This is a genomic window from Rhizobium sp. Leaf311 (assembly GCF_001423445.1).
Taxonomy (GTDB): domain Bacteria; phylum Pseudomonadota; class Alphaproteobacteria; order Rhizobiales; family Rhizobiaceae; genus Agrobacterium.
The window spans coordinates 652,777-666,771 of the sequence record NZ_LMNZ01000004.1 but is presented as its reverse complement, the minus strand read 5'-3'; the positions used below and the strand labels follow the sequence as shown (position 1 = coordinate 666,771).

Genomic DNA, 13,995 nt, shown 5'->3' with positions numbered 1-13,995 from the left:
CATTTTCAACGGACTTGCGTAGAGCCTGCCGCGTGAAAAAATCCCGCGGACTTGAAATCAATATTCTGCACAGGGCGCTTCGCAAAATTCTGCGCAGTTTTGCGGGACATGCTTTAGAGCGTTTCAATAATAAAAGAAAGCGTTTCCACGTGAGCGGACAGGCGGAAAGCTCACAGTTTGCCGCAATTCAACGTTATTTGGTTACCGGAAGGGCCTCGATTATGACAAAGGCCTGCGCATAGGGAAACTCGTCCGTAATGGTCAGATGGATCACGGCCTCATGGCCGGGCGGCAAAAGCCTGGCGAGGTGGTCCGCTGCGCCGTTGGTCAGCAACATCGTCGGCTTGCCGGTCGGCATGTTCACCACACCCATGTCCTTCCAGAAAACGCCCTGCGCAATACCTGTACCCAAGGCCTTGGAGCAGGCTTCCTTGGCCGCGAAGCGCTTGGCATAGGACGCCGCCCGGTTCTTTCGTCCGTCCGATTTAGCCTGCTCGACAGCGGTAAAGCAACGCTGCGTGAAACGGTCCCCGAAGCGGGAAATCGAGGTCTCGATACGACGGATGTCGATGAGATCGCTGCCCATGCCTATGATCATTCGCTGGCACCCAATGCGGATTTGCGGTTGGCGATGTTCTGCGCAAGCAGCAACTGCTTCTGCGTCCTGAAACCACGAATGATCGCGTAGACGCTGACATAGGCCACAATGGCAGAGAAAGCAGCGGGAATGATTGCACCGACGGTCATGGGCTCAAGCACCGGCTGCCACAGTTGCAGGAAGTTCATGTGGCTGAAAAGCGCCATGAAATCGACATGGGCAGACGCATCGCCCTGCCCCCGGCCCAGAATGAGGTGGCCCAGTTCCCAGGTCGACGCCCAGATCAGTGGAAATGTAAGGGGATTGGCAAAGGTCGTGCCCAAGGCCGCTGCAACCAGATTGGCTCGCAGCAGGAAACCTAGAACCATTGCGATGATGATGTGGACACCCAGAAAGGGCGTCCATGCGACTGCCACACCCACTGCCACGCCCGCCGCCACGGAATATGGAGATGCAGACAGCCGCACGAGCCTCAGCTTCAAATAACGAAGCGAACGGCGAAAGCCCATGCGCGGCCACACAGCGGCGCGCAATCTTTCAAACAGTCCAGCGGGTTTACGGCGGCGAAACGGCATATGAGGAACTTATTGCATCGTTTCGATTACGCCAAGGGCGAAACCGCAGCCCGGACAAAGAGCGCATCGCAAATGCGCTCTTGCACAACCACACCGGCATGGCCGGTATGCATTTTTGCATTACTTGCGGAACATGCCGCGGTCGACTTCGCGCTGGCGGAATTCCAGGTCGATGCGCGATACTGAGTCACACAGGTAATCGAATTCGCGTTCCTGAGTTGTCTTGCCACGAACGGCACGGGCGATCTTACGGAGCGGTCCAAACATCTTCTTTTCCTTTTCCAGATTTATCGGCCACATCGTCAGCTCTTTGCTGGCAGGCCGTTTTCCTGTTCTCGATTTCTGGAGTGAAGATAATCCCGATAGAGGCCCATGACTACAGACAGGACAAGGCCACTGCCATGCACTGAGCGCATAGCGGTGGCCTTAATGACTTATCTTTGAGCAAATCTGCCTTAATCGAAGGCACGTTTGACGGTTGAGACGCAGTCGAGATCTTTCAACTGCGATAGCAGCTGGTTCAGTTGCCGCAGATCCCAGACCTCGACATCGAGCGCGAGCTCGGAGAAATCCGTGCCGATCCGCACCATGTTCAGGCCGCGAATATTCACATCGAGTGTCGCAATGGATTGCGCAACGGATGCCAGCGTGCCAGGCTCGTTGAGCGCATTGATCATCACCCGCGCCATGAAACGAGACTTGTTGGCCTCATCCAGATCCCAGCGAACATCGATCCAGCGTTCCGGTTCGTCATCGAAGCGCTGCAAGGCCGGAGACTGGATCGGGTAGATGGTGATGCCCTTCCCCTTCTCCATGATGCCGACAATGCGATCGCCGGGCACAGCGCCCGCAGCGCCGAAGTGGACCTCGACATTATCGGACAACCCACGGATAGGAAGCGGGTCAGGCCCGTCCAGAACCTCTGTGGCGCCATCATCTTCAAGCACAGAACGCGACTTGCCCGGGATCTTAAAGATCATGCCAGACGCGCTGCGCATGTTGAACCAGCCATCGTCACCGGTCATCTTCACGGTGACGCGTTCGTCCTGGTAGTCCGGGTAAACTGCGCGCAGGACGTCGAGCGATGAAACCTCGCCACGCCCAACCGCTGCAATCGCATCCTCCACATCCTTCTGCGCCAGACGATGCAGAACGGGTTTCAGCGCCTCACGCGAGAATGGCTTGCCGGCGCGCTCGAATGTGCGCTCGAGAATACGGTGGCCGAGGCCTGCATATTGCTTACGGATGGCCATGCGTGTCGCCCGGCGAATGGCCGAACGTGCCTTGCCAGTGACCACGACCTCTTCCCAAGCCGCTGGCGGCACCTGAACGCCGGAACGGATGATCTCCACCTCGTCGCCGTTGTTGAGACGGGTGACCAGCGGCATGATGCGACCGTTGATCTTTGCACCAACGGTGGTGTCGCCGATATTGGTGTGGACGGCATAGGCAAAATCGATGGGTGTCGCGCCGCGCGGCAAAGCAATGAGCTTTCCCTTCGGCGTGAAACAGAAGACCTGGTCCTGGAAAAGTTCGAGCTTGGTGTGCTCCAGAAACTCTTCCGGACTATCGCCTTCCGCCAGCGCTTCGATCGTGTGGCGAAGCCAGGAATAGGCATTCGATTCCGGCGACGTCACATCGCCATCGCCGATCTCGCCGTCCTTGTAGAGCGAATGTGCGGCGATGCCGAATTCGGCAATCTCGTGCATGCGCTTGGTTCTGATCTGCAATTCGATACGCTGGCGCGAGGGGCCGACGATGGTGGTGTGGATCGAGCGGTAATCGTTCTGCTTCGGTGTGGAAATATAGTCCTTGAAGCGACCGGGCACGACGCGCCACCTGGTGTGCACAATGCCGAGCGCCCGATAGCAGGCCGGAATATCTTCGACCAGAATGCGGAATCCATAGACGTCGGAAAGCTGCTCGAAGGAGAGCGACTTCGACTGCATCTTGCGGAAAACGGAATGCGGCTTCTTCTGACGTCCCTTGACGTTGGCGCCTTCGATGCCGTTCGCCAGCAGAAGTTCGCGCAACTCATCCTCGATCTTCTTGATGAGGCCCTGATTGCGTTCTTCCAGATCCTGAAGCCGCTTGGTCACGGTTTCGAAGGCTTCCGGGTTCAGGTAGCGAAACGACAGGTCTTCCAGCTCGTCGCGCATATCCTGCATACCCATGCGCCCGGCAAGCGGGGCATAGATTTCCATGGTTTCTTCGGAGATGCGGCTGCGCTTGTCCTCCGGCATATGCTCCATGGTGCGCATATTGTGGAGACGGTCGGCCAGCTTTACCAGAAGCACGCGCACGTCGTCGGAAATCGCCAGCAGCAATTTGCGAAGATTCTCGGCCTGCTTTGCTTTCTTGGTAACGAGGTCGAGCTTCTTGAGCTTGGTCAAACCTTCGACCAGGCGGCCAATATCCTCGCCAAAGAGCTCATCGATTTCGGCGCGCGTGGCGCTCGTATCTTCGATTGTGTCATGCAGGAGCGCAACGGCAATCGTCGATTCATCCAGATGCATTTCCGTGAGAATGGCGGCCACTTCCAGCGGATGCGAAATATAGGGATCGCCGTTGGCGCGCTTCTGCTGGCCATGTTTCTGCATGGCATAGACGTAGGCCTTGTTCAGCAAGGCCTCGTTTGCTTCAGGCTTATATTTTTGAACCCGCTCAACGAGTTCGTATTGTCGCATCATGTATGGGATGCCCCGAAAAAAAAGCGCGCCGATCTAGACCGGCGCACACTGCTGCATAATCTGGGTTCAGATTATGACGACAAAGCTTTACAGAGCGTAACCGGCAGTCGCGCCGGGTGCGCAGCGGTAAAATCAATAATCGTCGTTCTTTTCCGGCGGCACAAGGCCTTCGATACCGGCCAGAAGATCTTCTTCCGACATCTGGTCGAAGTTGATGCTCTCGGGCGCGTCGTCATCTTCCGCGTCGCTTGCAGAACCGGCAGCCGCAATCGTGACCGGATCGGGCTCTGGCTCATCCACTTCGACGTGCTTCTGCAGCGAATGGATCAAGTCTTCCTTCAGGTCGTCTGGCGACAGGGTCTCGTCTGCGATTTCGCGCAGCGCAACAACCGGGTTCTTGTCGTTATCGCGATCGATCGTGATCTGCGAGCCCTGAGAAATCTGGCGCGCACGATGGCTGGCGAGAAGGACCAGTTCGAAACGGTTGTCTACTTTATCAATGCAATCTTCTACTGTGACACGGGCCATTGCCTGTCCTTTGCGGTCTTTTTGTCGCGGATTACCCGACCCGATACAGGCATTGGCCACAGATTTCAAGTTTTTCCTGATCCGCCGCATTCATGTGGGCAAATGCCCGCGATTGGAACAATTGGATTAATCTTTATCCATAATTGTCGGAAAGGGGCTGGACTGACGTATGATGACGCTTATATGAATGCTTAATAATGTACTGTCTTACGCGTTTATATTCGCAAGCCTGTTACTGTCTACATTACTGGCGGCTCACCCGCCTAGGAGGATTTGGTTTTAATGTTCGACCCACGCGAAAAAATTGCACTGTTTATCGATGGGGCCAATCTCTACGCCGCTTCCAAGAGCCTGGGATTCGACATCGACTACCGCAAACTTTTGAAAGCATTTCAAAAGAGAGGCTATCTCCTGCGCGCCTATTACTACACGGCGCTGATCGAGGATCAGGAGTATTCCTCCATTCGTCCGCTGATCGACTGGCTGGATTATAATGGCTACAAGGTCGTTACGAAGCCCGCGAAGGAATTCACCGACGCCATGGGTCGCCGCAAGATCAAGGGCAACATGGATATCGAACTTGCTGTCGATGCCATGGAACAGTCGGAGACCGTCGATCACCTCGTTCTGTTCTCGGGCGACGGCGACTTCACGACGCTCGTTGATGCGCTTCAGCGTCGGGGCCGCAAGGTTTCCGTCATCTCAACAATGTCGACCCAACCGCCGATGATTGCAGACGATCTACGCCGACAGGCGGATCACTTCATCGATCTTCTTTCATTGAAAGCAGAGATTGGTCGCGATCCGAGTGAACGTGCCCATCGCGTCACAGAGCCTGTGGAAACGGTCGAGTAAAAGATACTTTCGTCTTACTATTGGAAAATGCGCGCATCTTCGCCGATGCGCGCAATTTACTTAATTAGAATTTACAATGTATTCGCACGTAATTTTAGCTAATCATTAAGCATAAATGTGTTTTCCTTTGAGGAATTGGCACGAACGGGGTCGTGCATCGGTTTTCAGGGGAACGACGCATGACTGGTAAAAATGGCGGACAACAACTCGCCGAAAGACTTCAATTTCTTGGCCTGGGGTCCGAGCAGAGGCAAGACCTCGCGGCATTGAAGCAAGTGATTACCGCCTCGCTCGATGGTTCGCTCGACGCCTTCTACCGCAAGGCGAAGACCGTCCCGGATACGGCCCGGTTCTTCAGCAGCGAAGCGCACATCAATCATGCAAAATCGATGCAGATCAAGCATTGGACGCATATTTCCTCCGCAACATTCGATAACGACTACGTAACAGCCGTCACGGCGATCGGCCGTACCCACGCGCGGCTGGGCCTTGAGCCGCGCTGGTATATTGGCGGCTACGCCCTCATTCTGGAAGGCATCATCAAGGCTGTCGTCGAAAAGGAACTCAAGGGCTTTCTTGTCGAGAAAAAAGGCAAAAAGGTCGCCAAGGACGTAACGGTCGCAATCAAGGCCGCCCTTCTCGATATGGACTATTCCATTTCGGTCTATCTGGAAGCACTCGCCGAGGAGAGAGCAAAGGCTGAGGCCGAGCAGCAGCGGATGAAAGACGAGCAGCAGCACGTTCTTTCGATGTTGAACGACGCGCTGAACCATATGGCTCAGGGAGACCTGACCTCCCGCCTGGACGGCAAACTTGCCGCCGAGTTCGATGAACTCAAGAACAACTTCAACATGGCCGTTGCCAAGCTATCCGGCGCTTTTTCAGAGATCATCGAAGAATCACACAAGATCTCCGAAAACACCCGCGAATTGACATCCTCCACCGACGACATGGCCCGCCGCACCGAGCAGCAAGCCGCGTCTCTTGAACAGACGGCTGCCGCCCTGGACCAGATCACGACGATTTCCAAACAGTCCGCCCAGCGCACACAGCAGGCGCAGGATATCGTCAAGAGCTCGGCGGAAGAAGCCCAACGCTCGCGCCACGTCGTGATCGAAGCCGTTGAAGCCATGAGCGCCATCGAGGAATCGTCGCAGCGGATCACCCAGATTGTCAGCGTCATCGATGAAATTGCCTTCCAGACGAATCTGCTTGCCCTGAATGCCGGCGTAGAGGCTGCCCGCGCTGGCGAGGCAGGAAAAGGCTTTGCCGTTGTGGCGCAAGAGGTGCGTGAACTTGCGCAACGCTCTGCCAACGCCGCCAAGGAAATTCGTGCTCTCATCGACAAGTCGTCGCAGGATGTCACCCACGGGGTTTCGCTGGTCAACCGAACCGGTGAAGCGCTCAATTCGATTGGCGGCAAGGTCGATCACATTCAGGAACATATCGGCGCCATTACCCAGGCTGTGCAGGAGCAAGCCATGGGCATTCAGGAGATCAATTCGGCAATCAGCAGCATGGATCAATTGACCCAGCAAAACGCTGCCATGGTGGAGGAAACCAATGCCGCAACGCATGGTCTTAGCGACGTCAGCACCAATCTCGCCGAGCTTGTGAGACGCTTCAACGTGCAAGGCGCAGTGCGCCAGGAACAACGGCAACACCGCGCCGCATGATGCTTCCATCCATATGATTTTGCAAGAAAAGCGCCGGAGTGGGCTCTGATCTCCCGCTGGCGCTTTCTTCTTGACGGACCGTGATCCAGGGCCTGGCAAAAAGTCCTGCGGAGAATGGCCAAAACATTTCAGTTCATTCTTTTTTTCTTATGATAATGCTGCGGATTATTGTATCAAATTACCGAATGATCGGCTGCTTCGGGCCGGCGCGGCAATGAAAGCAGCAGATTACAAAAGCCCATGGAAGGTATCGCGTCTAAAGAACAACGCCGTCTGGCGGCGCTGGAAAGCTACAACGTCCTTGATACCCCGCGTGAGCAGGACTTCGATGACATAGCGCAACTCGCCTCCACGATTTGCGGAACGCCGATTGCAGTCGTCAATCTGATCGGTGAGGACAGACAGTTCTTCAAGGCAGAGGTTGGTTTGGGCGTCCGCGAAACGCCCATCGACAGTTCATTTTGCGCAAAAGCGATTCTTGAGCAGGATTTCATGATGGTGGCAGATGCCACCAAAGACCCGCGCTTCAACTGCAATCCTCTCGTCACCGGCCAACCCAATATTCGTTTCTATGCGGGTGCGCTCCTCAAATCCGACGACGATCTGGCGATTGGCACGGTTTGCGTTCTTGGCTATGAGCCGAAGCAATTGAGCGAAGACCAGAAGCGGTCTCTTCAGGCGCTGGCAAGGCAGGTCATGTCTCAACTTGAGTTGCGACGCACCATGCAGGGCATGTCGCATGATCTGGCACTGGAGCGCCGTCTTTCAGCAAAACGGCAGATCCGCGCATCCAAGGTCGGAGCCAAGAACGAAGAGCTGCTCGTTAATGACGCCCGTTCCAAGGCCGCTCATGACGCAGGCCGCATCGGCATTTTCGAAGTCGATATCGAATCCAACGACATGATTGTATCTGAGGAATTCTGCCGCATCTTCGGTGTCCCCTCGCAGCGCAATTATAATGCCTCCGTATTTCAGAAACTCATTATCGACGAGGACAAGAAGACGGCTTCCGAAGCCGCCAGCAGCGGCGATGCCAACGCGCCTTTGAGCGTCGAATACCGCATCCGGCGTGGCAACGACCAGCGTGTTCGCTGGGTCGCCCGCCGCGCGCAATTCGTTGAAGACGATCTGGGAAGACCGTCCAAGATGATCGGCGTCGTCATCGATGTTACCGACTCCAAGCGCAAGGACGCCCGTATCGCAGCGCTTCTGACATTGGGCGACCGCCTGCGGGTCGGCAAGACAGTCGAAGACATCTCCCGCATAGCATCGGAGATTCTGGCCGAAGGCCTTTCCGTCAGCCGCGCAGGTTATGCATCGATCAACAGCGCCACGGGCAATCTCTTCGTCGAATTCAACTGGCTTGCCGCTGGCGTGCCATCGATTGCCGGGCATCACGCTTTGAACGAATTCTCCGCAACCATCGACCGGCTCGATGTTGGCGACACCTTGGCCGTGCCGAACGTGAACGCTGCAAGCTGGTTGGAAGCGGATCTTGAAGCCTATGTCGCGCTGGGCGTCCGCTCCTTCGTCAAGGTTCCTATCATCGATCGCGGCGTTCTCGTCGGCGTTCTCTTTGCGCATGATTCGAAGCCGCGTTTCTGGAGCAAGCTTGAGCTGGATTTCGCCTGGGGCGTCGCGGACAGGGCCTATGCAGCAATAGCCCGGTTGAACGCCGAGTCTGAACAGCGCCTGCTGAACCAGGAGCTCAGTCACCGCTTGAAGAACACGCTCTCCATCGTTCAGGCGATTGCCGCACAGACCCTGCGCAATGTCACTGAAAAGGATGCCGTCGCCGCCTTTAACGGCCGCCTGCACGCGCTAAGCTCTGCTCATGATGTGCTGCTTCAGCAATCATGGTCGACGGCACGGCTCCGCGACGTTATCGGCAAGGTCATGCATCTTCATGCGACCGATGGCAAGATCGTCATCTCTGGCCCTGAGGTTCCGCTCGGTCCCAAAGCCGGTCTGTCACTGTCGCTGCTGCTGCATGAATTAGGAACGAATGCCATAAAGTATGGCGCACTCTCAACCGACGCAGGCACCGTCAACATTAGCTGGCATGTCTCTGACGATTCGGAAAAGCCGATTTTGACCCTGAAATGGGAAGAGAGAGGCGGCCCACCCGCGACCGAGCCTGAGCGTAGAGGATTTGGCTCACGCCTTATCCGCATGGGCATCGCAGGGACAGGTGATGTCGAGAAAAACTTCACGCCATCAGGCCTGATTGCGACCTTCCGCGCGCCGCTCTCACTGGTTATGGAGCTTGGAGAATAGACGCCGCATCAAGCGGCCCGCTACACATAGCAACGCCGATGTGTCGGTTTAGCTTGCGCCGCCCTTGAGAAGACGGGATTTCTGGCGGTTCCAGTCCCGTTCCTTCTCCGTCTCGCGCTTGTCGTGCAGCTTCTTGCCCTTGGCGAGCGCAAGTTCCAGCTTCGCCCTGCCCTTGTCGTTGAAGTAAATCTTCAGCGGCACAAGCGTCATGCCTTCGCGGTTGATGCCAACGCGCATCCGGTTGATCTCCCGCTTCGACAGCAGAAGTTTGCGGCGTCGGCGCGGTTCATGGTTGAAACGGTTGGCCTGCAGATATTCCGGCAGATGCGAATTGATCAGCCAGATTTCATTGCCTTCGTCAGATGCATAGGATTCGGCAATATTGGCCTTGCCTTCGCGCAGTGACTTCACCTCGGTTCCAGTCAGCACAATGCCAGCCTCGTATGTATCGAGGATTTCATAGTTGAAGCGAGCCTTGCGGTTTTCCGCAACGATCTTGTTCACCACACGCTGACTGCCTTTGGGGGCCATTTTTCAATCCGTATATATTCTGGAGCCGCAATGATCTGCGGGTCGATGCCCCCTATGTAGTGGCCGGGGCTCGAAAAGTGAAGGTGCGCAATTGCCAGCGCACCTTCTATCCTTGCTAGTGCATAAGGCCTGCGTGTTTCAACGCAGCATCGATTGCTGCCTCTGTTGCAGGCTCAAGCGTGTCCATCAGTGGCGAGCGGACCTTGCGGCTGCCATTGCGGGTTCGCGACAGAGCGTATTTCGTACCGCAAACGCCCGGCTCCATGAAGATTGCCTTATGCAGCGGCATCAGCCGGTCCTGATATTCGAGGGCGCGCGCATAATCTCCCGCAAGCGTCGCCGCCTGGAACTCGGCACACAGACGCGGCGCGACATTGGCCGCCACCGAAATACAGCCAACGCCGCCATGAGCGTTGAAGCCAAGCGCCGTCGCATCTTCGCCGGACAATTGGACGAAGTCCTTGCCACAGGCAATACGCTGTTCCGAGACGCGGTCGATCTTGCCGGTCGCATCTTTCACGCCAACGATGTTCTTGTGAGCTTTGGCCAGCGCGCCCATCGTCTCCGGCGTCATGTCGATGACGGAGCGCGGCGGGATGTTATAGATGATGATCGGCAGCGTCACGGCTTCGGCGATTGCGGAAAAATGCGCAAACAGACCCTTTTGCGTTGGCTTGTTGTAATAGGGTGTGACGACCAGAAGGGCATCGGCCCCCACTTCCTGCGCGTGGAGCGCGAGCTCAATGGCTTCATGCGTGTTGTTGGAGCCTGCACCAGCGATGACAGGAACCCGTTTGGCCGCCGTTTCTACGCACAATTCAACGACACGTTTGTGCTCGTCATGGGACAGGGTCGGAGATTCCCCTGTGGTGCCGACGGGCACAAGGCCGCTGCTGCCTTCAGCAATTTGCCATTCCACATGGGCGGCAAACGCCGTTTCGTCCACAGCGCCATCGGCGGTGAACGGCGTAATGAGGGCGGGAATGGATCCCTTGAACATGCAAAACTCCTTGCGGTGAGCCAGTTCATGCTTCAGCCGCATTCCTTGGTTAAAACGCTGTCACATTAGTGTGGGGCCAAGCGACCGACAAGCTGTTTACAGCGCCTTTTGGGCCTTCGAATGCAAATAGTTTCAGAGCTTGTGCATAAGCGGCATTCCAACGCTTAAAACCCTGCAACATCGGTGAAAGACACGCCATCTGACCGATATTTGATCGAATGCGAGGCTTATGGATAAGGTTTCGTTAAGGATGAAAGCCGCTAATGAAGGGGTATGATCCGCAAAAGGGCCTGGCTGGAAGAAGCCTCCCTTTATGCAGGCTTTAAAGGAGGTTGGGGCGCACTTATATGCTGCTCCAAAGTCGCGGGTAGAGGCATGAAGAAAACAGCTTTAAGCTTGATGGCAGCCGGTCTCGCCGCAACCGTGTGGACCGCATGGGCGGGCGCTGCGCCCGAAGGCCTCGTTCCCCTTCCTTTCGTCAAACCCGATGCGCCGACGGTGCCCGCCTTCCTGCCTGCAACGCCGGAGGTTACCGGCTCCATAATCAGACCCAACAATCCGCTTGATGTCCGCGACCTCAAAGCCGGGCTCGATGCTCTTTCCAGCCGGGATGTCGCGCGTGCGGTCTCCATCCGCAACGCACTCGCGCCCACAGCTCTCGACCGCCACATTCTCACATGGGCCATTGCTATCTCCGGGCAGAGAGATGTGACCTTTAGCGAGATTGCAACTGCTCAGAAGGAACTTGCAGGCTGGCCCGGCGTGACGATTTTCCGCGCAAATGCCGAACGCGCCCTGCTGCGTGAAAACCCGCCAGCCCCTCAGGTCCTTGCGGCCTTCGGCACCAACCCGCCGGAAACCCCGGAGGGCAAGGTGGCCTTGGCACTGGCCATGAAGGCTTCCGGCCATCTTTCACAGGCGCAACAACTCGTTCGCCAGCTGTGGATCAGCGAGGGGATGGATACTGATCTGGAAGATCGCGTGATGGATCAGTTTCCATCCGAATTGTCTGCTGCCGACCATAAGGCGCGGATGGATTACCTCATGTATAAAAGCCGTGTCAGCCAGGCGAAGCGTTTCGGCGACCTCGGCAAGGCGCAATCTCTCTATACCGCCTGGGCAGCAGTGCTCCAGCGAACCAAGAACGCGCCGGCCGCGCTGAACAGCGTAGCACCATCCCTTCGCAACGACCCCGCCTATCTGTTTGCGCGCGTAGAAAACCTGCGGCATCAGCAGAAATATGAGGACGCTGCCAAGCTTCTGGCACAGGCGCCGACTGACCCGGCGAAGCTCGTCAACCCTGGCGAATGGTGGAACGAGCGCCGCATCATTGCGCGTGGCCTCGCCGACCTCGGTGATTTTGCCCAAGCCTATACGATCTCGGCCAACCATTCCGCTACGTCGCCGGTGGATGTCGCGGATGCGGAATTTCATGCTGGCTGGTACGCGCTGCGAGCGCTGCAAGATCCGGCCGCAGCGGCAAAGCACTTCAACGCACTTCTTGCCACCTCAAACAAACCCTTGTCATCGTCTCGCGCCTATTACTGGCTGGGGCGCGCCGCAGAAGCTGGCGGACCGGGAGATGCGCGTGACTATTTCACCCGCGCCGCCGCGCACCCCGGCACGTTTTATGGCCAACTCGCAGCCGCCCGAATCGGCACGAGCACGATCAATGTCGCCTATCCGACACCGACAGAAGGCGACCGCCAGCATTTTGCCGAACGGGAAGCCGTACGAGCCATCGAGCGACTCGAAAGTGCCGGATACGGCTGGCGTGCGGACAGCCTTTACCGGGCGCTTGCCGAACAGATAGACAGTCCCGGCGAACTGGCGATCCTCGCATCGCGCGCCGAAAGCAAGAACAGTCACCAGGTGTCGCTGCAGATCGGCAAGACTGCCTTCGGTCGTGGCATCGATGCAGCCGCCCTCGCCTACCCCATCGGCGTCATTCCCGTCACGGCCAATATTTCCGGCTCGGGCAAGGCGCTCGCCTATGCGATTGCCAGACAGGAAAGCGCATTCAACCCCTCTGCCGTATCGCCCGCCAATGCCCGCGGCCTGTTACAGCTTTTGCCCGGTACAGCCAAGGGGGTCGCCAGCCGTCACGGCATGGAGTTCACGCAAGCCAAACTCACATCCGACGCTGGTTACAACGCGACCCTCGGCGCCCATTATCTTGGCGAACAAATCGAAAGCTTCGGTGGCTCCTACATTCTCACCTTCATAGCCTATAATGCAGGGCCAAAACGCGTAACGGAGTGGATCAATCGCTACGGCGACCCGCGCGGCAAATCAATCGACGACGTTGTCGATTGGATCGAACGCATCCCCTTCCCCGAGACCCGCAATTATGTTCAGCGGGTGATGGAGAACTATCAGGTCTACAAAACGCGCCTTGGCGAAAAAACAGACATCGTCACCGACCTGCGCAACGGCCGCTCCGGGTAGAACGCCGCATATTTGCCGACGCAGAATTTGAGGCGGCGCGACAGCTGTGTCCGCTCTCGCCCTCCCCGCTCGCCCAAGCGCACCCGCACCCGCTTTGTCACCGCAGCTCGCGGCCAAACTGCAAATCGATGACGTGCGCGATTTGACCTTGCTTCGTTAAAATAAAAAAAGCCCGGCTCTAAAGCCGGGCTTTCCATCACTGACATAAGTCAGATCAGATTAGAACGAACGCTGAAGGCGAACGAAGCCGGTGACTTCGTCGTCTGCGCCGTCTTCGTCGTAGTAGTTTGCAGTGATCTTTGTAGCAAGACCGTCAGTGATCTTGTAATCAACAGTCAAACCAGCTGTCCAAGCATCGTTGTTCGAGAAGTCCTGACCAACGCCTACGAGATCAGCAGCAACATTGCCGAGATATTGTGCGCCAGGAGTGATCGTGAGCTTGTCGGTTGCCTTGATCGCGTATTCAGCAGCAACAGCCCATTCGGAAACGCCGTAGTAAGCGTTGACGCCCGAAGCCCAAACACCAGCGAGGCCGAGTGTACCAGGACCGATTTCAGCAGTCGCGATCAGACGAACAGCGCCTTCTTCGCGGTCGATGTCATAGCCACCGATGAGCGAAAGGTCAGCAGTGCCGAGCTTTGCAGCGAGGCTACCAGCGATACCTACGTTGTTGTCTTCGTTGTCGCCATTAAAGTCTACGCCTTCAAGTTCATCAACCGAGATACCGGCCGCGAAAGAGCCAGCGTCGTAGGAGTAACGAACAGAGTTGAACAGCGTGTTGGACGACAGGATGTCTGTTTCGCCGGAGAGATCATCG

The 13,995-nt window shown here is 56.7% G+C and carries 12 protein-coding genes; 4 read left to right on the top strand and 8 right to left on the bottom strand.

Translation table 11 applies throughout. The features are described from left to right. Positions 1–193 precede the first annotated feature (193 nt). The 5 genes from acpS to rpoZ all read right to left on the bottom strand — a co-directional run bounded on the left by acpS (position 194) and on the right by rpoZ (position 4,391). Complete coding sequence (gene acpS / locus ASF69_RS08985) at positions 194–598, bottom strand: holo-ACP synthase (RefSeq protein WP_062586936.1); 405 nt, start codon at positions 596–598, stop codon at positions 194–196. Then, entirely contained in the window at positions 595–1,173 is a 579-nt protein-coding gene (locus ASF69_RS08980; RefSeq protein WP_062586935.1) for a DUF2062 domain-containing protein, read from the bottom strand. The genes acpS and ASF69_RS08980 overlap by 4 nt, the downstream gene beginning before the upstream one ends. 120 nt (positions 1,174–1,293) lie before the next feature. Continuing rightward, the gene (locus tag ASF69_RS08975) at positions 1,294–1,440 is read right to left on the bottom strand and encodes a DUF3563 domain-containing protein (protein ID WP_082469690.1); all 147 of its coding nucleotides are present in this window, start codon (positions 1,438–1,440) and stop codon (positions 1,294–1,296) included. A gap of 188 nt (positions 1,441–1,628) precedes the next feature. Next, positions 1,629–3,863 carry a bifunctional (p)ppGpp synthetase/guanosine-3',5'-bis(diphosphate) 3'-pyrophosphohydrolase gene (locus ASF69_RS08970; protein WP_062586933.1) on the bottom strand — a complete coding sequence of 745 codons (2,235 nt, stop codon included), beginning with the start codon at positions 3,861–3,863 and terminating at the stop codon, positions 1,629–1,631. A gap of 132 nt (positions 3,864–3,995) precedes the next feature. After that, positions 3,996–4,391 (bottom strand): DNA-directed RNA polymerase subunit omega, encoded by a 396-nt coding sequence (gene rpoZ, locus ASF69_RS08965; RefSeq protein WP_062586932.1) that lies wholly within the window; start codon positions 4,389–4,391, stop codon positions 3,996–3,998. Between the two features lie 282 nt (positions 4,392–4,673). Here rpoZ and ASF69_RS08960 point away from each other — a divergent pair, with 282 nt between their 5' ends. The 3 genes from ASF69_RS08960 to ASF69_RS08950 all read left to right on the top strand — a co-directional run bounded on the left by ASF69_RS08960 (position 4,674) and on the right by ASF69_RS08950 (position 9,199). Then, positions 4,674–5,246, top strand: coding sequence for an NYN domain-containing protein (locus ASF69_RS08960; RefSeq protein ID WP_062586931.1), 573 nt, complete (start codon positions 4,674–4,676; stop codon positions 5,244–5,246). A gap of 179 nt (positions 5,247–5,425) precedes the next feature. Further along, positions 5,426–6,922 carry a globin-coupled sensor protein gene (locus tag ASF69_RS08955; RefSeq protein WP_062586930.1) on the top strand — a complete coding sequence of 499 codons (1,497 nt, stop codon included), beginning with the start codon at positions 5,426–5,428 and terminating at the stop codon, positions 6,920–6,922. A gap of 240 nt (positions 6,923–7,162) precedes the next feature. Beyond that, positions 7,163–9,199, top strand: a complete 2,037-nt coding sequence (locus ASF69_RS08950; protein WP_062586929.1) for an HWE histidine kinase domain-containing protein — start codon at positions 7,163–7,165, stop codon at positions 9,197–9,199. 48 nt (positions 9,200–9,247) lie between these two features. On the opposite strand, the gene smpB is transcribed toward ASF69_RS08950, so the two are convergent. Further along, positions 9,248–9,730: an SsrA-binding protein SmpB gene (gene smpB / locus ASF69_RS08945; protein WP_062586928.1), complete on the bottom strand. Its 483-nt coding sequence runs from the start codon at positions 9,728–9,730 to the stop codon at positions 9,248–9,250. A gap of 115 nt (positions 9,731–9,845) precedes the next feature. Beyond that, entirely contained in the window at positions 9,846–10,730 is an 885-nt protein-coding gene (dapA, locus tag ASF69_RS08940; RefSeq protein ID WP_062587250.1) for a 4-hydroxy-tetrahydrodipicolinate synthase, read from the bottom strand. Positions 10,731–11,105: 375 nt separating this feature from the next. Here dapA and ASF69_RS08935 point away from each other — a divergent pair, with 375 nt between their 5' ends. After that, entirely contained in the window at positions 11,106–13,178 is a 2,073-nt protein-coding gene (locus ASF69_RS08935) for a lytic transglycosylase domain-containing protein (RefSeq protein ID WP_062587249.1), read from the top strand. A gap of 219 nt (positions 13,179–13,397) precedes the next feature. Here the strand turns inward: ASF69_RS08935 and ASF69_RS23580 are convergent. Continuing rightward, a partial coding sequence (locus tag ASF69_RS23580) for a porin (protein ID WP_244475430.1) occupies positions 13,398–13,995 on the bottom strand: 598 nt, incomplete at its 5' end.

Bases quoted from the DNA above. Each gene is read 5' to 3' on its own strand.
- ASF69_RS08950 (WP_062586929.1), top strand. From the start codon at position 7,163: ATGGAAGGTATCGCGTCTAAAGAACAACGCCGTCTGGCGGCGCTGGAA.
- ASF69_RS08980 (WP_062586935.1), bottom strand. From the start codon at position 1,173: ATGCCGTTTCGCCGCCGTAAACCCGCTGGACTGTTTGAAAGATTGCGC.
- ASF69_RS08975 (WP_082469690.1), bottom strand. From the start codon at position 1,440: ATGTTTGGACCGCTCCGTAAGATCGCCCGTGCCGTTCGTGGCAAGACA.
- ASF69_RS08970 (WP_062586933.1), bottom strand. From the start codon at position 3,863: ATGATGCGACAATACGAACTCGTTGAGCGGGTTCAAAAATATAAGCCT.
- rpoZ (WP_062586932.1), bottom strand. From the start codon at position 4,391: ATGGCCCGTGTCACAGTAGAAGATTGCATTGATAAAGTAGACAACCGT.
- dapA (WP_062587250.1), bottom strand. From the start codon at position 10,730: ATGTTCAAGGGATCCATTCCCGCCCTCATTACGCCGTTCACCGCCGAT.
- ASF69_RS08960 (WP_062586931.1), top strand. From the start codon at position 4,674: ATGTTCGACCCACGCGAAAAAATTGCACTGTTTATCGATGGGGCCAAT.
- ASF69_RS08955 (WP_062586930.1), top strand. From the start codon at position 5,426: ATGACTGGTAAAAATGGCGGACAACAACTCGCCGAAAGACTTCAATTT.
- smpB (WP_062586928.1), bottom strand. From the start codon at position 9,730: ATGGCCCCCAAAGGCAGTCAGCGTGTGGTGAACAAGATCGTTGCGGAA.
- ASF69_RS08935 (WP_062587249.1), top strand. From the start codon at position 11,106: ATGAAGAAAACAGCTTTAAGCTTGATGGCAGCCGGTCTCGCCGCAACC.
- acpS (WP_062586936.1), bottom strand. From the start codon at position 598: ATGATCATAGGCATGGGCAGCGATCTCATCGACATCCGTCGTATCGAG.